The following is a 17,173-nucleotide window of genomic DNA, read 5'->3' as shown; positions in this document are numbered from 1 at the left end:
AGAGAAAGGCCAGGGCCCCGTGGCCGGCACCTTCTCGGTGCCGACCCCGGGGCCCTCGGTGTCCTCGGGGAACCGGCTAGTTCGCGGAGAACAAGAGGCTCACGTTCTGCCCGCCGAAGCCGAAGGAGTTGGTGATCGCATGCTCCAGGTGCACCGCCCGCGGGGCGCCGGTGACCACGTCCAGCTGGATCTGCTCATCCATTCTGCCCACGTTGCGGGTCGGCGGCACCTGCTGCTCCTCCAGGGCCTGAATGGTGATGATGGCCTCCACCGCGCCGGCGGCGCCGACCAGGTGTCCGATGGCGCCCTTCGGCGCGGTCACCACCGGAGCGTGGCCGAAGACCTCATTGATGGCCCCGGACTCGCTCAAATCCCCCACGCTGGTGGCCGTGGCGTGCGCGTTGACGTGTCCCACCTGGGCGGGCTGGATCCCGGCGTGCGCAATGGCCCGGCGCATGGCTCGCACCTGGCCGGCCCCGGTGGGGTCCGAGGCCGTGATGTGGTACGCGTCCGAGGTGATGCCCCACCCGGTCAGCCGGGCCCGCACGCGGGCCTGGCGGGCGGCGGCGTGCTGCTCGGATTCCAGGACCACCACCCCGGCGCCCTCGCCGAGCACAAAGCCGGCCCGGTCCGCGGAGAACGGCCGGGAAAGCTCGGCGGCCGGACGCTCATCGGGCTTGGCCAGTGCCTGGGCCTGGCCGAAGGCGGCGACGGTGAGCGGGGCGACCGCTGCCTCCGCGCCCCCGGCGATCACCACGTCCGCTTCCCCGGAGGCGATCAGTCGGGCGGCGCTCGCCACGGCCTCCGCCCCGGCGGCGCAGGCGCTGACCGGGGTATAGGTCCCGGCCTTGGCACCGTAGGCCATGGCCACCTGCGCGCTGGCGGCATTGGCCATCAGCATCGGCACGGTGCGCGGGGAGACCCGCCGCGGCCCGGAATTGTGCAGCACCTCTTCCTGGGCCAGCAGCGTGGTCAGCCCGCCGATGCCGGTGCCGATGACCACCGCCAGGCGTTCGGGGTCGACCTCATCCAGGCCGGCGTCTTCCCAGGCCTCCTGCGCGGCGAGCAGGGCGAACTGCTGGGACCGGTCCAGTCGGCGTGACTTCGGCCGGCCCAGCAGCTGTTCCATGTCCACGGTGACCGCCGCGGCCACCGCAGTGCCCAGTCCGGCGGCGCTGAAGCGTTCATCCTCCAGGGTGCCGATCCCCGATTCCTGGGCGTTCAGCCCCTCCCACAACTGCTGGGCTCCGCGGCCCAGTGGGGTGATCGCGCCATATCCGGAAACCACAACATTGGCCATGAATCATCCTTCTTGTATGGGAAACAAGTCTTATTGGTTTGTCTAGACTATACCCATGAGTCAGCCGCAGCGAGTCAGCAGTCATTCGGGCAGGCAGGTGCGCGGTTCGGTGACCCGCTCCCGGATCCGGGCCAGCGCCGTAGAGCTCTTCGCCCGCTTCGCCCCCGAGGACGTCACCGTCTCGCGCATCGCCACCCACGCCGGGGTCTACCCGAACCAGATCACCCACCATTTCGGGTCCAAGGACGGGCTCTACGTGGACGCCGCGTTCTCGCTGCTGCTGCGGGATTCGGCACGCCTGCGGTCCCTCTCCCGGCGGGCCTCCAGCCCGCAGTCATTTGTGACCGCCCTGGCCCGCACCGCACTGGCCGTGCCCTCCACCCCGATGGTGGTCACCGCGCTGGGCATGGGTCGGGCGAACACGTCCGTGCAGCCGAGCCTGGTGGCCGGCATGAAGGTCCTCTTCCGCCAGTCCACCCGCTATGTGGAGACGGTGCTGGAGGACAAGGCCTGGCACATGCCCAAGTCCGTGGAAAAGGAAGTGCGCACCTTCTGGAGCACCGTGTTCGGCGCCGTGCTGCTCAGCCAGGCCGGCTTCCAGGGGGTGCCCTCGGACCTGGACGTGGCGGCCATGGTGAGCATCAACCGAAACTAGCGCCGCGGCCACGGCCCCTGCCGCGGGGGAACCGGTGCTGGTCCTAGCGCAAGGAGGTGCTGGCCTCGGCGAGCAGGCGTTCATGCACGGCCGTGATGGTGGAGGAGACCTGCTGCTCGGCGATCACCAGGTCTGCAAGCCCCGCTACCGGGTGCGAGCCGACGCACACCGAGAATTGGGCGGCCGTGAACAGCTGGGCATCGTTCGCGTCATTTCCGAAGGCCACGAACGGCCCGGCAAGCCACTGCGCGGCGGCCTCGGCCTTCGTCGTGCGCCCGGGGGAGAGGTCGATCAGCCCCTGCCCGGTGTGCCGGTGCGCCACCAGCTGCAGGCGCGAGAGGCAGTCAAGCACTTGCGGTGCGTCGCTGAACAGCAGGACCTTGCAGTAGCGCTTCAGGTGCCGTCGCGGCAGGTTGCGCGCCAGCCCGCCCGGATCCACCTGTCGGCGCAACCGGTGTCCGGTCGGGCCGGTATAGCTGTAGTCCCATGGGGAGTCGATCAAGTAGGCCAGCTGGTGCCGCTCAATGATCGCGTCCAGTTCGCGGCGGTCCACTTCGCCAAAGCTCCGGGCCGCACTCTGCCGTCCGTGTCGCACCAGGGCCCCGTTGGCCCCGATCAACAGGTGCCCATGCCAGGCCGCCGGCAACAGGGGCAGCATGTCCCGGATGGGACGGGCCGAGGCAAATGCCACCGGCCGTCCCGCGGCGATGACCCTGTCAATGGCGCGGATGATCGGCGCGGCAACACCGACGCCGTCAAAGCACAGGGTGCCGTCCAAATCGAAAACCATGCTGGGGGCAACGCTGCTCATCCACCCATTCTAAAAGAGCCGAGGGTAGCCAACTTCATGGCCCGCTGATTCGCGTGCGGCCGCGCCGTGGCGGATAATGGAACAGGTCGGTGCGCGGCTATACTTTTGCTTTCGCGCGGAATTGCTGCCGCACGGACTGGTAGTGTCCGTTATGGGCGAGGATGTAAAGGGGATGACCGTGTCTTTATTGAAGACCATTAAGAAGCCTGGCGATCTGCGGGCCCTGTCCCTGGCGCAAATGGAGGAACTGGCCGCGGAGATCCGGGCCTTTTTGATCGACAACGTCGCGCGCACCGGTGGACACCTGGGACCGAACTTGGGCGTGGTGGAACTGACGCTGGGCATCCACCGGATCTTCGACTCGCCGACCGACTCCATCGTCTTCGACACCGGCCACCAGTCCTATGTGCACAAGCTGCTCACCGGGCGCCAGAACTTCGCCACCCTGCGCCAGCAGGGCGGGTTGTCCGGATACCCGGACCGCGGGGAATCCGAACACGACATCGTCGAATCCTCGCACGCCTCCTCGTCCCTGTCCTGGGTCGATGGCATCTCCCGGGCCTACAAGCTCGGCGGGGAAACCGAACGCTACGCCGTGGCGCTGGTCGGGGACGGCGCGCTGACCGGCGGGATGGCCTGGGAAGCGGTGAACAACATCGCTGCGGACAAGGACCGCAAGGCGGTCATCGTGGTCAACGACAACGGCCGCTCCTACGCACCCACCATCGGGGGCCTGGCCAACCAGCTCTCCGGGCTGCGCCAGCAGCTGGACAAGGTGCGCACCCACCCGGCCTATGAGACCGCGATGGACAAGCTCAAGGACAAGCTCAAGGACTCCGGCGCGGTGGGCAAGTTCACCTACAAGTCGCTGCACGCCACCAAGAAGGGCATCAAGGACTGGTGGGCACCCCAGGGCCTGTTCGAGGACCTGGGCATCAAGTACATTGGCCCGATCGACGGGCACAACCAGGCCGCGGTCGAAGAGGCGCTGTTGCAGGCCCGCCAGTATGCCGGGCCGGTGCTGGTGCACGCAATGACCGAGAAGGGGCACGGCTACGCCCCGGCCGTGCGCGACGAGGCCGACCAGTTCCACGCGGTGGGGGTGATCGACCCGCAGACCGGCGTGCCGGTCGCCGCCCCCGGCTCGCAGAGCTGGACCAGCGTCTTTGGCGAGGAGATCGCCAAGGTCGCCCAGGAGCGCTCCGACGTGGTGGCCATCACCGGGGCCATGCTGCAGCCGGTGGGCCTGAAGAAGATGGCCCAGGCCTACCCGGAACGCGTGATCGACGTGGGCATCGCCGAACAGCACGCCATGACCACGGCGGCCGGACTGGCCTTCGGGGGCCTGCACCCGGTGGTGTGCGTGTACGCCACCTTCCTGAACCGGGCGTTCGACCAGCTGCTGATGGACGTGGCGCTGCACAAGGCCGGGGTGACCATCGTGCTGGACCGGGCCGGGGTCACCGGGCCCGACGGGCCCAGCCACCACGGCATGTGGGATATGGCGCTGACCCAGATCGTCCCGAACCTGCACCTGGCCGCGCCGCGCGACGCCACCCGGCTGCGCCAGGAGCTGCGTGAGGCGCTGGCCATCGAGGACGCGCCCAGCGTGGTGCGCTTCTCCAAGGGATCGGTGGGCCCGGAGATCGAGGCCATCGACCAGCTGCCCGGCGGGGTGGACGTGCTCGCCCGGCTCGGGGACCGTTCGACCCCGGACGTGCTGATCGTCTCCGTTGGCGCGATGAGCGAACTGTCCCTGGATGTGGCGCAGCGGCTGAACAGCCAGGGCGTGTCGGTGACCGTGGTGGACCCACGCTGGGTGCTGCCGGTCCCGCAGTCGGTGGTGTCCCTGGCCGCCCGCCACCGGATCGTGGTGTGCATCGAGGACGGGGTGCGCGCCGGCGGCATCGGCTCACGGCTGCGCACCGAGATGCGGGCCGCCGGGGTGGACACCGCCCTGAACGAGGTCGGCCTGCCCACCGAGTTCCTGGCCCACGGCTCACGCGCCGAGGTGCTTGAACGGGTGGGGCTCACCGCCCAGCAGGTCGCCCAGGACACGCTCGCCCAGGTGCTGGGCACCAAGGTGCCCTTCGCCCGCCCGCTGCCCGGCCAGGACCTGCCCACCGGCCAGATCCCCAAACTGTGAACGCCGTGTCCTGCCCGATCGGACTCTCCCGCACCCCCGGCCAGCCCCGCCTGGGCCAGCTGGTGGTGGCGCGCGCCTGGAAATACGACGGCACCCCGCACTGGGTGGTGCCCGGCTACCTGCTGGGCTCGGACGAGTACGGCTACTGGATTTTCCAGTCCGAAGGCTCCCTGGTCTCCCGGCCCGGACGCGCCCACCTGGCCGCCTGCGACGCCCTGTGCCTGATCCCGCACACCGGCTCCTGGGTCGGCACCTTCTACGACAACCCGGGCGAAGACGTGGACGTCTACCTGGACATCTCCACCCGCATCGGCTGGCAGACGCTGCCCACCGGGGGCTGGGAAGTGAACTCGATCGACATGGACCTGGATGTGATCCGCTCCAACTCCCGCGGCCTGTTCCTGGATGACGAGGACGAGTTCGAGGAACACGCGCGCACCATGGGCTACCCCGGGCCGCTCATCGAACAGATGCGCAACAGCGCCGCGGAGCTGATGACCGCGGTCCGCGCCGACCAGCCGCCCTTCAACCGGCAGTACCGCGCGACCTGGCTGGAGAGGGCCATCGAGCTGCGCGCACCGAATCCGAACCTGAGCGAAACCAAGGACCACTGACTATGGCAATCATCCGCACCTACCATCTGGACGAGAAGAACCAGCTGCACTTCCGGGAAGCCTGGTACCAGCAGTTCGACAACGAGGACCTGGGACAGTTCGTCATCAACCATGGGGCGATCGGCCACCAGTCCAAGACCAGTTCGGTGCAGGATGTGGACATGGAGCGGGCCGATGAACTGTTCGCCGGCTTCCTGGAGCAGTGCCAGGCCGACGGCTATGCCCCGATCCCGGAGCAGGAGCAGTCCTGGGTGATCGTGCAGTACGCACTGAAGAGCGCGGCCGGCACCGAACGCGACCGCTACCTGGAACACAAGGCCACCGACGCGCTGACCTCCCATCTGGCCTGGCGTGGGCTGGGCACCGTGGAATCCAGCGACTTTGCCCCGCACAAGCTGAACATCCGGATCCTGACCCCGGCCCCGAAAAAGGCCGTGGCCGCCGTGAAGGTGTGCATCCGCGAGGCCAAGCTGGACTTCACCAAGATGACGATCGCCACCGCCGGCTACGACGGGCTGCAGGCCGCCAATGCGGTCCACCCGTTGCCGCCCAAGCCGTTCTCGCTGACCTAGCCCGCCAACCGGCACCGCCGGGAGTACCACCTGGCGCGAAACACCCCCGAAGAGGAGACATGGAGCAAAGCAAGAGCGGGCACGACGCCACCGGGCGGCGCACCTCCCGCATGGGCGAGAGCCGGGCACCGATGCACCTGGTGTTCCAGGCCAGCATTGGGGTGATCCTGGGACTCGGGCTGGTGCAGGTCATCGCCCTGCCGCCGGCGGAACTGGCGCTGACCGGCGTGATCATCAGCATCGTGGCCTGGGCCGTGGAGCACGGCGTACAGTGGTCCACCGCCAACCTGCGCACCACCGCACGGATCATGCTGGTGCTCAAGCTCGTCTCGCTGATCGGCTTCACCGTCTGCGTCAGCGCGCTGATGAGCCTGCTCGGCTAATGGCACCACGGACCGCACGGAACGCAACCATGGAGCGCCCACCGGCGGCGAGCCCGCGCCGGAACCGTTGGGGCTGGCCGGGCTGGCGCGCCGCCGCGCTGGTGGCCGGCCAACTGCTGTTCGGACTGGCGCTGGGAATCGCCCTGGCCAGGCTGATGCGGATGCCCGAGGAGCAAAAGGCGCTGATCGGCACGCTGACCACGCTGGTGACCTGGCTGGCCGACGAGGCGTTCACCCTGCCGGGCAAGGACACCCGCAGCGGAAGGATCATTCACGCCAGCCTGCGGATGATCGCGCTGGTCGGCTTCATCCTGGCCCTGCAGTCCCTGGCCGTCCTGAACGGGTGGAACGGCTAGAGGCCCCACCGCGGTGCCCCGGCGGGCACGCAGCCCCAGGCTGGGCGCAACACGAAAACCAGGCGGACGGCGCACATGCCAAGGCCCCGGCCGGCTCCCACAACGGGAAGCCGGCCGGGGCCGTTCAGCATGGTGCCGGGGCAGGGTTCCTAGTCGGTGCCGGCGTCGAACGCGGCACTTTCGATGATCCGGTCCTGGGCCAGCTCCTCGCTTTCCACCGGGGAAACCTCGGCGATGGCCTCGGCGCCGCCGGTCTCCAGGGCGCCGACCAGATCGGCGGTGTGCCCACCGACCAGGCCCATGGTGGCGTACTGCTCCAGGCGTCCACGCGAGTCGGCGATGTCCAGGTTGCGCATGGTCAGCTGGCCGATGCGGTCCAGCGGGCCGAACGCGGCGTCGCCCACGCGCTCCATCGAGAGCTTGTCCGGGTGGTAGCTCAGGTTCTCCCCGGCGGTGTCCAGGATCGTGTAGTCGTCCCCGCGGCGCAAACGCAGGGTGACGGTGCCGGTGATCGCCGAGCCGATCCAGCGCTGGATCGATTCGCGCAGCATCAGCGACTGCGGGTCCAGCCAGCGGCCCTCGTACATCAGGCGGCCCAGGCGGCGGCCCTCGTTGTGGTAGCTGGCCACGGTGTCCTCGTTGTGGATCGCGTTGACCAGGCGCTCGTAGGCGATGAACAGCAGCGCCATGCCCGGGGCCTCGTAGATGCCGCGCGACTTGGCCTCGATGATGCGGTTCTCGATCTGGTCGCTCATGCCCAGGCCGTGGCGTCCACCGATCAGGTTCGCCTCGTTGACCAGGGCGACCGCGCTGCTGAACTCCTGGCCGTTGATGGCCACCGGGCGTCCGGCCTCGAAGGTGATCGACACGTCCTCGGACTTGATCTGCACCGACTCGTCCCAGAACTTCACGCCCATGATCGGTTCGACCGATTCCAGCGAGGTGTCCAGCAGCTCCAGGGTCTTCGCTTCATGGGTGGCGCCCCAGATGTTCGCATCGGTCGAGTAGGCCTTCTCCGCGGAATCGCGGTACGGGAAGCCGTGGGCGACCATCCACTCGCTCATTTCCTGGCGTCCGCCCAGTTCGTGCACGAAGTTCGGGTCCAGCCACGGCTTGTAGATCTGCAGCCGCGGATTGGCCATCAGCCCGTAGCGGTAGAAGCGCTCAATGTCGTTGCCCTTGTAGGTTGAGCCGTCGCCCCAGATGTCCACGCCGTCTTCACGCATGGCGCGCACCAGCAGGGTGCCGGTGACCACGCGGCCCAGGGGAGTGGTGTTGAAGTAGGACTTGCCGCCGGAACGGATATGGAAGGCGCCGCAGGCCAGGGCCGCGAAGCCCTCCTCGACCAGGGCCGGCTTGCAGTCGACCAGGCGTGAGGCCTCGGCCCCGTATTCCAGGGCGCGGCCGGGAACGGCGTCGATGTTCGGCTCGTCGTACTGGCCCAGATCCCCGGTGTAGGTGTAGGGGATGGCGCCGTTGTGGCGCATCCAGGCGACGGCAACGGAGGTGTCAAGGCCGCCGGAGAAGGCGATTCCGACGCGTTCTCCGACTGGAAGGTTAGTGAGGACTTTAGACATGTATCCAGCATAGTGGATAAATATGCAATGTAGTGAATTTTGACCGAAATATGTCCGTGACCTCATCCGAACCGATAGGTTGGAAGCAGGGTCCGGCGCGCCGCGGCGTGCTGGAGAAGAAATCAGAGGCAGAACACCGCCGCAGCATCTCGGGCCGCCCGCCGGCCGCCGACGGGATCCGGACGCGGTGGTGGGTGACCGCGGGCAGCAGCAGCGTGCCCGCCAAGGAGGGAACATGGAATTCCGCCAGCTGGGACACAGCGGGTTGAGCGTGTCAGTGGTCGGCCTGGGGTGCAACAACCTCGGCCGGGCCGGGACCGCCACCGAGGACCAGGCAGGAACCGATGCGGTGGTCCACGCGGCACTGGATGCCGGGATCACGCTGTTCGACGTCGCGGACATGTACGGCAAGCAGCCCGGCCTGTCCGAGCAGCGGCTGGGCAAGGCGCTGGGAAAGCGCCGCGACGAGGTGGTGCTGGCCACCAAGTTCGGCCTGGACATGCAGGGGGTGAACGGGGCGGACTTCGGGGCCCGCGGCTCGCGGCGCTACATCATGCGCGCGGTGGAGGCCTCCCTGCGCCGGCTGGGAACCGAGTACATCGACCTCTACCAGTTCCACACGCCGGATCCCAATACGCCGATCGATGAGACGCTGCGCGCGCTGGATGATCTAATCACCTCCGGCAAGGTGCGCTACATCGGGCACTCGAACCATGCCGGCTGGCAGATCGCCCAGGCCGAGTACGTGGCCCGGCAGCTCGGATCCCACCGCTTCATCTGCGCCCAAAACCACTACAACCTGCTTGACCGGCGGGCCGAGCTGGAGGTGCTGCCGGCGGCGCGCGAATTCGGGCTCGGGGTGCTGCCGTACTTCCCGCTGGCCAACGGCCTGCTGACCGGAAAATACTCCAAGGGCAGTGCACCGAAGGGCAGCCGGCTGACCCACGCCCGCCAGCACCTGCTGGAAACCAGCGACTTCGAACAGCTGCAGCGCTTCGCCGATTTCGCCGCCGAACGGGAGCTGAGCCCGGTGCAGCTGGCCTTCTCCTGGCTGGCCGCCCAGTCCCCGGTGGCCTCGGTCATCGCCGGGGCGACCCGCCCGGAACAGGTCACCGCGAACGCCCAGGCCGTGCGCTGGGTGCCTACCGCTGCCGAGCGTGAGCAGCTGGACGAGATCTTCCCCAGCCCGCAGCGCGTCGCACTGTTCTAGCGCCGCGGCACGGCCCGGCGCCGCGGGTGGGACGCGTGGGGGGCAAGGGGACGGCCAGGGGCCGGGACCGGCTTTTTGGGCCGGCCCCGGCCCCTGGCCGTTGCATCTCGCGGTGTGGGGCCTAGCCCTCGGCCGGGACGTAGACCAGGATGTTGCCCTGCTCGATGGTGCAGGCGAAGCGGGTCAGCGCGCCCTTGGCCGGGCCCTCGGTGGCGGTGCCGTCCAGCGGGTCAAAGTGCGAGCCGTGGCAGGCGCAGTAGAAGTCCGTCTTGGCCGGGGACTTCACGCCCACCGCGCAGCCCTGGTGGGTGCAGATGTTCGAGTAGGCCAGCACGGTCTGCTCGTCCTGGCGGTAGAGCAGCACCCCGACGTCCGCGCCGGAGGGGTCCTTCGCGGCGACCTGGGCACGGGACTTGACCGGCAGGTCCTTGGCGGGCAGGACCACCTGTCCCTCGCCGCTGGGCTCGGGGACCGGCCCGGGGGCGTTGACCGGGGCCTCGGAGCGTCCATCCCCGCAGGCGCTCAGCGTGGCGGTGGCTCCGAACAGGGCGGTGGCGCACATGATGGTGCGGCGATCTGGGCGAACGGCGTCAGTCATGCCTTCCATTCTTCCAGAGAAAACCCCGCCCGGGAAAAGCGCCGGGCGCCCAACGCGCACAGCCCCGGCACCCCCGCGCGCTGCGGGTGTACCGGGGCTGTGCGCCTGCTGGCGCAGGGACGGGTTAGGCGTGGAACTTCTTGCCGTTCACCCGCTGCGAGGCGCCGATCTGGTCCAGGTACGGGGTGATCCCGCCCAGGTGCATCGGCCAGCCGGCGCCGGTGATCATGCACAGGTCCACGTCCTGCGGCGCGGCGACGACCCCTTCCTCCAGCAGCAGGCCGATCTCCTCGGCCAGGGCGTCCTGAACCCGGGTGAGCAGCTGCTCGGCGGTGGAGGGCTGGTCCCCGAAGCTCATGACCTGCAGCGCCTTCGGGTCGATGACCTGGTTGCCCTGCTCGTCCTTCACCCACAGTGCGGTGATCTTCGCGTCGATCAGCGCCTGCAGGTTGCCCGAGACCTTGAAACGCTCCCCGAACGCCGCATGCAGCGATTCGTTCACATGCTGCGCCACCGGCAGCCCGACCATCGCCAGCAGCGTGAACGGGCTCATCGGCAGGCCCATCGGCTGCAGCGCGCTGTCCGCGGTCTGCGCGTCGGTGCCCTCATCGTACGCGGCCTGCACCTCGCTCATCAGCCGCAGCAGCACCCGGTTGACCACGAACGCGGCCGAGTCGGTGGTGCGCACGCAGGTCTTGCGCAGCGACTTGCCCAGCACGAACGCGGTGGACAAGGTCGCCTCGTCGGTCCACTCGGTGGCCGCGATCTCCAGCAGCGGCATGACGGCCACGGGATTGAAGAAGTGGAACCCGACCAGGCGTTCGGGGTGCTTCAGGTCCCGGCCCATCTCGGTGACCGAGAGCGAGGAGGTGTTGGTGGCCAGGATGCACTCGGGGGAGACCACGGCCTCCACCTCGGCGAACACCTGCTTCTTCACGCTCAGCTCCTCGAACACCGCCTCGATGACGAAGTCGGCGTCGGCGAACGCGTCCTTGGTCACCGAGCCGGAGACCAGGGCCTTGGCGCGGTTGACCGCGTCGGCGCTCATCCGGCCCTTGGCGCCCAGCTTGTCGATCTCCCCGTGGATGTAGCCAAGGCCCTTGTCGATGCGGGACTGGTCCAGGTCGGTGAGCACCACCGGCACGTTCAGCCGGCGCACGAACAGCAGCGCCAGCTGGCTGGCCATCAGCCCGGCCCCGACCACGCCGACCTTGGTCACCGGCTTGGCCAGCTTCCTGTCCGGCGCCCCGGCCGGACGCTTGGAGCGGCGCTGGACCAGGTCCAGGAACGCGTAGATGGTGTTGTGGAACTGGTGGGTGGCCATCAGTTCGGTCAGTGCCTCGATTTCCAGCTGCGCGGAGTGCTTCTGGCTCTTCCCGATCCCGGCGCGGAAGACCTCCAGCGCCTTGTACGGGGCCGGGGCGGCACCGTGGACCTTGGCGTCGACGAACTTTTCGGCCTCATCGGCGGCGGCGTGGAAGCGGGCGGCGACCTGCGGGTCCGCATCATCCACCGCATTCGGGCGTTGCACGGTGCGCTGGCCGGTGAGCACCTCATCGGCGAAGCCCAGGGACTGCTCCAGGAAGTCGGCCGGCTCGTACAGCGCATCGGCGGCGCCCAGCTTGTAGGCCTGTGGGCCGGAGAGGGTGCGGTTGTTGTTCCAGGGGTTCTGGATGATCACCCTCAGGCCCTCCTCGGGCCCGATCAGCCGCGGCAGGCGGTAGATGCCGGCCCAGCCCGGGATCAGGCCCAGGAAGGACTCGGGCAGCCCCAGCGCCCCGGCCGTGGTGGACACGGTGCGGTAGGTGCAGGCCAGCGCGATCTCCATGCCGCCGCCCAGCGCCAGGCCGTTGATGAAGCAGAAGGTCGGCACCCCCAGATCGGCCAGCAGGTCGTAGGTGGCGTGGCCCAGGCTCGCCATCGCCCGGGCGTCCTCGGCGCGCTGCAGCTCGGTGACCGAGGACAGATCCGCGCCGGCGATCAGGAAGTACGGCTTGCCGGTCACGGCCACCGCATCGATCTGCCCCTCGGCGGCGCGCTGCTTCAGCTCGGTGAGCAGTGCGCGCAGCTCCAGCAGCGAATTCGGGCCCAGGGTGGTGGGGCGCTTGTGGTCCAGCCCGTTGTCCAGGGTGATCAGCACCAGCTTCTTGCCGCTGGGCAGGGTCAGCTCCTGGCTGAGCGAATGGGTGACGATCTCGTCCTTCTTCAGTTCGGCGACGGCCGAAAAGTCCTGCGTATCCTGTGTCATGCTCTTCTCCTAAGCCTTGGTCCCGAAGTCCTGGTGGTGCGGGTTCTCCCAGATCACCGTGCCGCCCATGCCCAGGCCGATGCACATGGTGGTGATGCCGTAGCGTACCGAGGGGTCCTCGTGGAACTGGCGGGCCAGCTGGGTCATCAGCCGCACCCCGGAGGAGGCCAGCGGGTGGCCCACCGCGATCGCCCCGCCGTAGCGGTTGACCCGCTCATCGTCCTGGTCGATGCCGTAGTAGTCCAGGAAGGAGAGCACCTGCACGGCGAAGGCCTCGTTGATTTCAAACAGGCCAATGTCCTCGATGCCCAGCCCCGCCTTGGCCAGCGCCTTTTCGGTGGCCGGCACCGGGCCGTAGCCCATCACGTCCGGTTCCACCCCGGCGAAGGCAAAGGAGACCATGCGCATCTTGGGGGCCAGGCCCAGTTCGCGGGCGGCCGCGGCGCTGCTGAGCAGTGCGGCGGTGGCTCCGTCGTTCAGCCCGGCCGCGTTGCCGGCGGTGACCCGGCCGTGCGCGCGGAACGGGGTGCGCAGCTGTTCCAGGTCCTCGATCGTGGTGCCCGGCCGCGGCGGCTCATCGGCGGTGTTCAGCTGCCAGCCTTCCCCTGGACGGCGGGAGGCCACCGGCACCAGGTCCGGCTGGATCTGGCCGGATTCATAGGCGGCGGCCAGCTTGGACTGGCTGGCCACGGCGTAGCGGTCGGCGCGTTCCTTGGTGATGGCCGGGAAGCGGTCGTGCAGGTTTTCTGCGGTGTTGCCCATGTTCAGCGCCTGCGGGTCCACGATCTTCTCGGCCAGGAAGCGCGGGTTCGGGTCGGCCCCGGCCCCCATCGGGTGGTTGCCCATGTGTTCCACGCCGCCGGCGATCACCACGTCGTAGGCGCCGAAGGCGATGCCCCCGGCGGTGCTGGTCACCGCGGTCATCGCCCCGGCGCACATGCGGTCGATGGCGTAGCCGGGCACGGACTTGGGCAGTCCGGAGAGCAGTCCGACGGTGCGTCCGATCGTCAGGCCCTGGTCGCCGGTCTGGGTGGTGGCGGCCATGGCCACCTCGTCGACCTTCTCGGCCGGGACGTTGGGGTTGCGGCGCAGCAGTTCGCGCACCGTCTTCACGGCCAGGTCATCGGCGCGCATGCCATGGTAGATGCCCTTTTCGCCGGCTTTGCCGAAGGGTGTGCGCACTCCGTCGATGAAGACGACGTCGCGGTCGTCGAGGGCTGCGTGCACTGTCGGATCGTTAGCACTCACCGTGTGGCTCCTTGTTGTGGTCGGTCGAATCCGAGGTCTCGGAAGATCGGAGGGGTTCTGTGACCCACAACATATGTTACTTAGCGGTAACTTGAAGTGCAAGTGCGCTGCATCACGCGCCGCGCGGGGCGAGGCAGCCGCCCTGGCGGGACGGATACAACTAACGGCCGCACCCCTTTTTCCCGGGGCGCCGGGAGCAAGGGGTGCGGCCGCATGGACCATCGGCGCCAAGACGCCGGCCCGGGGCTACTTGGCCAGTGCGGTGGCCAGCGGTGCGCGCAGCAGTTCGCGTTGCCAGGGGCGCGCGCCAAGCTGCTCCAGGGCCTCCTCGACGGCCGGGGCGGAGGCCGAGGTCGGCGGCTCCCACGCCAGCTGGCGCAGGTACTTGGGGGTGATCAGGTTCTCGGCCGGAATGTTCCAGGCCTCGGACACCTCGGTGACCGCCGCCTTGGCGGCCCCCAGCCGGTCGGCGGCGGCCGGGTTCTTCTCGGTCCAGGCCCGCGGGTTGGGCAGCCCATTGCCGGCCTGGCGCAGATCCGGCACGTCTTGGGTGCGCTTGCCGCGGGAGATCGCATCCAGCCAGCGCGGGGCGTCGCGCTTGGCGCTGCGCCCATGGAAGCCGGGGATCTGCAGCAGCTGGGGCACCGAGCTGGGACGGTGCTGCACCGCCACCATGATCGCCGAGTCCGACAACAGCCGCCCCGGGGCGACGTCGCGGCTGCGGGCCAGGGCATCACGGGCCAGCCACAGCTCGCGGGCGATCGCCAGCGCCCGGCGGTTCTTCAGCTTGTGGATCCCCGACAGCCGTCGCCACGGTTCGGCCGGCGGTTCGGCCTCGGGCATGGTGCGCACGTACTCGAACTCCTGGCGCGCGAACTCCAGCTTGTGCTGCTCGGCCAGCACCACCTCCATGCGCTCGCGCAGATCCAGCAGCACCTCCACGTCCAGCGCCGCATAGTTCAGCCAGGATTCGGGCAGCGGGCGGGTGGACCAGTCCACGGCCGAATGCTCCTTGGCCAGCTTCAGGTTCAGCAGCTGCGCGACCATGGTGCCCAGCGCCACGCGCGGGAACCCGGCCAGCCGCCCGGCCAGTTCGGTGTCAAACAGTTCATCGGGGTAGAGCCCCTCGGCGTGCAGGCAGGGCAGATCCTGGGTGGCGGCGTGCAGCACCCAGGCCTCGCTGTTCACGAAGTCAGCCAGCGGCTGCAGCGTGTCCAGTTCCTCCGGGTCGATCAGCCAGGTCCCGGCCCCCTCGCGGCGCAGCTGGATCAGGAAGGCGCGCTGTCCGTAGCGGAACCCGCTGGCCCGCTCGGTGTCCACGGCCAGCGCCCCCTGCCCCCCGCGCAGTGCGCGAATCGCCCGGTTCAGGCCCGGGGCGGTGTTGATGACTTCCGGGATGCCCTCGCTCGGGGCGCTGAGCGGCACCAGCACCGGTTCGGCTGGCTGCGGCCCCTCGACGGGGTCGGCGGGCGCGCCGTTGGCGGCGGAGACGGGGGTGGGGTGTGCGCTGGAGGTGGGTTCAGGACTGCTCATGATAGCCCCATTCTACGACCGGGCCCGGTGGTGGCGGGGCAAAGGTGACCAAGCGGGCACGGCGCGCCCCGGCGCGTGTCGCGCCGCGGCAGGCTAGCTCAGGCGGCGCAGCGGCAGCTGCTCGACGCCCTCGGGCAGCGGGGGAAGCCCGGCAAAAGTGCAGACCATGTCCGCCCAGGCGCTCAGGTGCGCCCCCAGGTCCTCAGTGGCGGGGGACCAGGAGACCCGCAGTTCGATGTCCACGCTGGTCTCGTCGGTGGCCATTTGCCCGAAGGATTCGGAAATCACCCGGGTGGCGGTGCCGCCGGCCGAGTGGTAGCCGGCCTGCCGGCCGCGCAGCGCGTCCTCAAACCAGCTCCAGGCCACGGAGGAGAGCATCGTGTCCTGGCCCATGTCCTCTTCCATGCGGGCCCGGATGTAGGTGACCACCCGGAAGGTGCCGTTCCACAGGTCCTGGCTGGCCGGGTCGTAGAGCAGCACGAAGCGGCCGGTGGCCAGGGAATGGTGTTCTTCCAGCAGCGGCGTCTTGGCGAATTCCTGGCCGTATTGGCCGTGCAGTGAGCGTGAATGCTGTTCCACCTCGCCGCTCAGGGCCAGGGCGTAGGGCGCCAGGCGCAGCGGCGCCGGGATTTCGGCGATGCGCAGCTCCTGGCGGACTTTGGCGCGCGAGAGTTCCTCCAGGGCCCGGCGGAAGGCCTGGGGAACGGGCTTTTGCTGTTGCTCGCGGTTCACATTTCCGAGTCTAAGGCGCACCGTAACCGGGGTTGGGTTACGGCACGCCGGGAAGACCTATTTGGCGTGGTGGGCCGCCAGTTCGCTGTTCAGCGCCGCGATGAACGCCCGCACGTCATCCTCGGTGGTGTCAAAGGAGCACATCCAGCGCACGTGCCCGGCGGCGCGGTCCCAGTCGTAGAAGCGGAACGTCTCGCGCAGCTTGTCGGCCACGGCGTTGGGCAGCTGGGCGAAGACGCCGTTGGCCTGCACCGGGTAGACCAGTTCGGCGCCCTGCGAGCCCTGCACGGCCTGGCCCAGCAGCGCGGCCATGGCGTTGGAGTGGGAGGCCGAACGGTGCCACAAATCGGTGCCGTACAGCTCCAGCAGCTGGGCGGAAATGAAGCGCATCTTGCTGCCCAACTGCATGTTCATCTTGCGCAGGTACTTCATGTCGGCGGCCAGTTCGGTGTGCAGGGTCAGCACGCCCTCGCCCAGCAGCATCCCGTTCTTGGTGCCGCCCAGGGACACGATGTCCACCCCCACGTCGGTGGTCAGCGCGCGCAGCGGCACCCCCAGGCTGGCCGCGGCGTTGCCCAGCCGCGAGCCGTCCAGGTGCACCCGCATGCCCTTGGAGTGGGCGTGGGAGGTGATCGCCTCGATCTCCTGCGGGGTGTAGACGGTGCCCAGCTCGGTGGCCTGGGTGATCGACACGGCCAGCGGCTGGGCGCGGTGCTCATCGCCCCAGCCCCAGGCCTCGCGGTCGATCAGCTCCGGGGTCAGCTTGCCGTCCTCGGCGTCCACCGGCAGCAGCTTCATGCCGCCGATGCGTTCGGGGGCGCCGTTCTCGTCGACGTTGATGTGCGCGGTGCTGGCGCAGATCACCGCACCCCAGCGCGGCAGCAGCGACTGCAGGGCGGTCACGTTCGCCCCGGTGCCGTTGAACACCGGGAAGATCGCGGCCTGGGAGCCGAAGGTTTCGCGGGCCAGTTCATCGAGCTTGGCGGTGTAGTGGTCATCGCCGTAGGCACCCTGGTGCCCGCCGTTGGCGCGGGCGATCGCCTCAAGGATTTCGGGATGCACTCCGGAGTAGTTATCGGAGGCGAATCCGCGCAGGGTGGTGTCGTGGCTGATGCTCATTAGCGGTGCAATCCTTTGCGTTTGAGTCGGTTCTCTCAAAAAGACGGCTGTAGCGTGTCCCAATTTTCGTT

16 protein-coding genes are annotated in these 17,173 nt (G+C 68.9%); 7 read left to right on the top strand and 9 right to left on the bottom strand.

What is annotated here, in order from left to right:
- Nucleotides 1–76 precede the first annotated feature (76 nt).
- On the bottom strand, nt 77–1,300 hold the full coding sequence (locus GcLGCM259_RS09160) for a beta-ketoacyl-[acyl-carrier-protein] synthase family protein (RefSeq protein ID WP_138926423.1): 1,224 nt from the start codon (nt 1,298–1,300) through the stop codon (nt 77–79).
- Nucleotides 1,301–1,355: 55 nt separating this feature from the next.
- Here GcLGCM259_RS09160 and GcLGCM259_RS09155 point away from each other — a divergent pair, with 55 nt between their 5' ends.
- The gene (locus GcLGCM259_RS09155) at nt 1,356–1,955 is read left to right on the top strand and encodes a TetR/AcrR family transcriptional regulator C-terminal domain-containing protein (protein ID WP_138926422.1); all 600 of its coding nucleotides are present in this window, start codon (nt 1,356–1,358) and stop codon (nt 1,953–1,955) included.
- 43 nt (nt 1,956–1,998) lie between these two features.
- On the opposite strand, the gene GcLGCM259_RS09150 is transcribed toward GcLGCM259_RS09155, so the two are convergent.
- Nucleotides 1,999–2,766, bottom strand: coding sequence for an HAD-IIB family hydrolase (locus tag GcLGCM259_RS09150; protein WP_138926421.1), 768 nt, complete (start codon nt 2,764–2,766; stop codon nt 1,999–2,001).
- Between the two features lie 178 nt (nt 2,767–2,944).
- On the opposite strand from GcLGCM259_RS09150, the gene dxs reads away from it, so the two are divergent.
- Genes dxs through GcLGCM259_RS09125 form a run of 5 tightly spaced genes read left to right on the top strand, consistent with a single transcriptional unit; the run spans nt 2,945 to nt 6,837 of the window.
- Nucleotides 2,945–4,912 carry a 1-deoxy-D-xylulose-5-phosphate synthase gene (dxs, locus tag GcLGCM259_RS09145; RefSeq protein WP_138926420.1) on the top strand — a complete coding sequence of 656 codons (1,968 nt, stop codon included), beginning with the start codon at nt 2,945–2,947 and terminating at the stop codon, nt 4,910–4,912.
- Nucleotides 4,909–5,526, top strand: a complete 618-nt coding sequence (locus GcLGCM259_RS09140) for a DUF402 domain-containing protein (RefSeq protein WP_138926419.1) — start codon at nt 4,909–4,911, stop codon at nt 5,524–5,526. Before dxs ends, GcLGCM259_RS09140 begins: the two co-directional genes overlap by 4 nt.
- Before the next feature lie 2 nt (nt 5,527–5,528).
- Nucleotides 5,529–6,098, top strand: a complete 570-nt coding sequence (locus tag GcLGCM259_RS09135) for a hypothetical protein (protein WP_138926418.1) — start codon at nt 5,529–5,531, stop codon at nt 6,096–6,098.
- A gap of 59 nt (nt 6,099–6,157) precedes the next feature.
- Complete coding sequence (locus tag GcLGCM259_RS09130) at nt 6,158–6,481, top strand: hypothetical protein (RefSeq protein WP_138926417.1); 324 nt, start codon at nt 6,158–6,160, stop codon at nt 6,479–6,481.
- A gap of 29 nt (nt 6,482–6,510) precedes the next feature.
- Nucleotides 6,511–6,837 (top strand): hypothetical protein, encoded by a 327-nt coding sequence (locus GcLGCM259_RS09125; RefSeq protein WP_138926416.1) that lies wholly within the window; start codon nt 6,511–6,513, stop codon nt 6,835–6,837.
- A 149-nt stretch (nt 6,838–6,986) separates the two neighbouring features.
- Here GcLGCM259_RS09125 and argG read toward each other — a convergent pair whose 3' ends face one another.
- Nucleotides 6,987–8,414, bottom strand: coding sequence for an argininosuccinate synthase (argG, locus tag GcLGCM259_RS09120; RefSeq protein ID WP_138926415.1), 1,428 nt, complete (start codon nt 8,412–8,414; stop codon nt 6,987–6,989).
- Nucleotides 8,415–8,649: 235 nt separating this feature from the next.
- On the opposite strand from argG, the gene GcLGCM259_RS09115 reads away from it, so the two are divergent.
- Nucleotides 8,650–9,624, top strand: coding sequence for an aldo/keto reductase (locus GcLGCM259_RS09115; protein WP_138926414.1), 975 nt, complete (start codon nt 8,650–8,652; stop codon nt 9,622–9,624).
- A gap of 121 nt (nt 9,625–9,745) precedes the next feature.
- Here GcLGCM259_RS09115 and GcLGCM259_RS09110 read toward each other — a convergent pair whose 3' ends face one another.
- The 6 genes from GcLGCM259_RS09110 to GcLGCM259_RS09085 form a co-directional block, all read right to left on the bottom strand.
- Nucleotides 9,746–10,222 (bottom strand): Rieske (2Fe-2S) protein, encoded by a 477-nt coding sequence (locus tag GcLGCM259_RS09110; protein ID WP_138926413.1) that lies wholly within the window; start codon nt 10,220–10,222, stop codon nt 9,746–9,748.
- A gap of 124 nt (nt 10,223–10,346) precedes the next feature.
- Nucleotides 10,347–12,470: a 3-hydroxyacyl-CoA dehydrogenase NAD-binding domain-containing protein gene (locus tag GcLGCM259_RS09105; RefSeq protein ID WP_138926412.1), complete on the bottom strand. Its 2,124-nt coding sequence runs from the start codon at nt 12,468–12,470 to the stop codon at nt 10,347–10,349.
- 9 nt (nt 12,471–12,479) lie between these two features.
- Nucleotides 12,480–13,718, bottom strand: a complete 1,239-nt coding sequence (locus GcLGCM259_RS09100) for a thiolase family protein (RefSeq protein WP_246049501.1) — start codon at nt 13,716–13,718, stop codon at nt 12,480–12,482.
- Between the two features lie 246 nt (nt 13,719–13,964).
- Nucleotides 13,965–15,251 carry an HRDC domain-containing protein gene (locus GcLGCM259_RS09095; RefSeq protein ID WP_138926411.1) on the bottom strand — a complete coding sequence of 429 codons (1,287 nt, stop codon included), beginning with the start codon at nt 15,249–15,251 and terminating at the stop codon, nt 13,965–13,967.
- Between the two features lie 93 nt (nt 15,252–15,344).
- A complete protein-coding gene (locus GcLGCM259_RS09090; RefSeq protein ID WP_138926410.1) occupies nt 15,345–15,983 on the bottom strand; it encodes a DUF3000 domain-containing protein in 639 nt (212 codons plus the stop codon).
- A gap of 57 nt (nt 15,984–16,040) precedes the next feature.
- Nucleotides 16,041–17,102, bottom strand: coding sequence for a threonine aldolase family protein (locus tag GcLGCM259_RS09085; protein WP_138926409.1), 1,062 nt, complete (start codon nt 17,100–17,102; stop codon nt 16,041–16,043).
- Nucleotides 17,103–17,173 lie beyond the last annotated feature (71 nt).

Source organism: Glutamicibacter creatinolyticus (assembly GCF_006094275.1).
GTDB lineage: Bacteria > Actinomycetota > Actinomycetes > Actinomycetales > Micrococcaceae > Glutamicibacter > Glutamicibacter creatinolyticus.
This window is presented reverse-complemented; position numbering and strand designations above follow the sequence as displayed.

What these genes read in the sequence shown, in the direction of transcription:
- GcLGCM259_RS09125 (WP_138926416.1), top strand. Translation starts at nt 6,511, where the DNA reads ATGGAGCGCCCACCGGCGGCGAGCCCGCGCCGGAACCGTTGGGGCTGG.
- GcLGCM259_RS09110 (WP_138926413.1), bottom strand. Translation starts at nt 10,222, where the DNA reads ATGACTGACGCCGTTCGCCCAGATCGCCGCACCATCATGTGCGCCACC.
- GcLGCM259_RS09160 (WP_138926423.1), bottom strand. Translation starts at nt 1,300, where the DNA reads ATGGCCAATGTTGTGGTTTCCGGATATGGCGCGATCACCCCACTGGGC.
- GcLGCM259_RS09095 (WP_138926411.1), bottom strand. Translation starts at nt 15,251, where the DNA reads ATGAGCAGTCCTGAACCCACCTCCAGCGCACACCCCACCCCCGTCTCC.
- GcLGCM259_RS09105 (WP_138926412.1), bottom strand. Translation starts at nt 12,470, where the DNA reads ATGACACAGGATACGCAGGACTTTTCGGCCGTCGCCGAACTGAAGAAG.
- argG (WP_138926415.1), bottom strand. Translation starts at nt 8,414, where the DNA reads ATGTCTAAAGTCCTCACTAACCTTCCAGTCGGAGAACGCGTCGGAATC.
- GcLGCM259_RS09130 (WP_138926417.1), top strand. Translation starts at nt 6,158, where the DNA reads ATGGAGCAAAGCAAGAGCGGGCACGACGCCACCGGGCGGCGCACCTCC.
- GcLGCM259_RS09115 (WP_138926414.1), top strand. Translation starts at nt 8,650, where the DNA reads ATGGAATTCCGCCAGCTGGGACACAGCGGGTTGAGCGTGTCAGTGGTC.
- GcLGCM259_RS09155 (WP_138926422.1), top strand. Translation starts at nt 1,356, where the DNA reads ATGAGTCAGCCGCAGCGAGTCAGCAGTCATTCGGGCAGGCAGGTGCGC.
- GcLGCM259_RS09085 (WP_138926409.1), bottom strand. Translation starts at nt 17,102, where the DNA reads ATGAGCATCAGCCACGACACCACCCTGCGCGGATTCGCCTCCGATAAC.
- GcLGCM259_RS09135 (WP_138926418.1), top strand. Translation starts at nt 5,529, where the DNA reads ATGGCAATCATCCGCACCTACCATCTGGACGAGAAGAACCAGCTGCAC.
- GcLGCM259_RS09150 (WP_138926421.1), bottom strand. Translation starts at nt 2,766, where the DNA reads ATGAGCAGCGTTGCCCCCAGCATGGTTTTCGATTTGGACGGCACCCTG.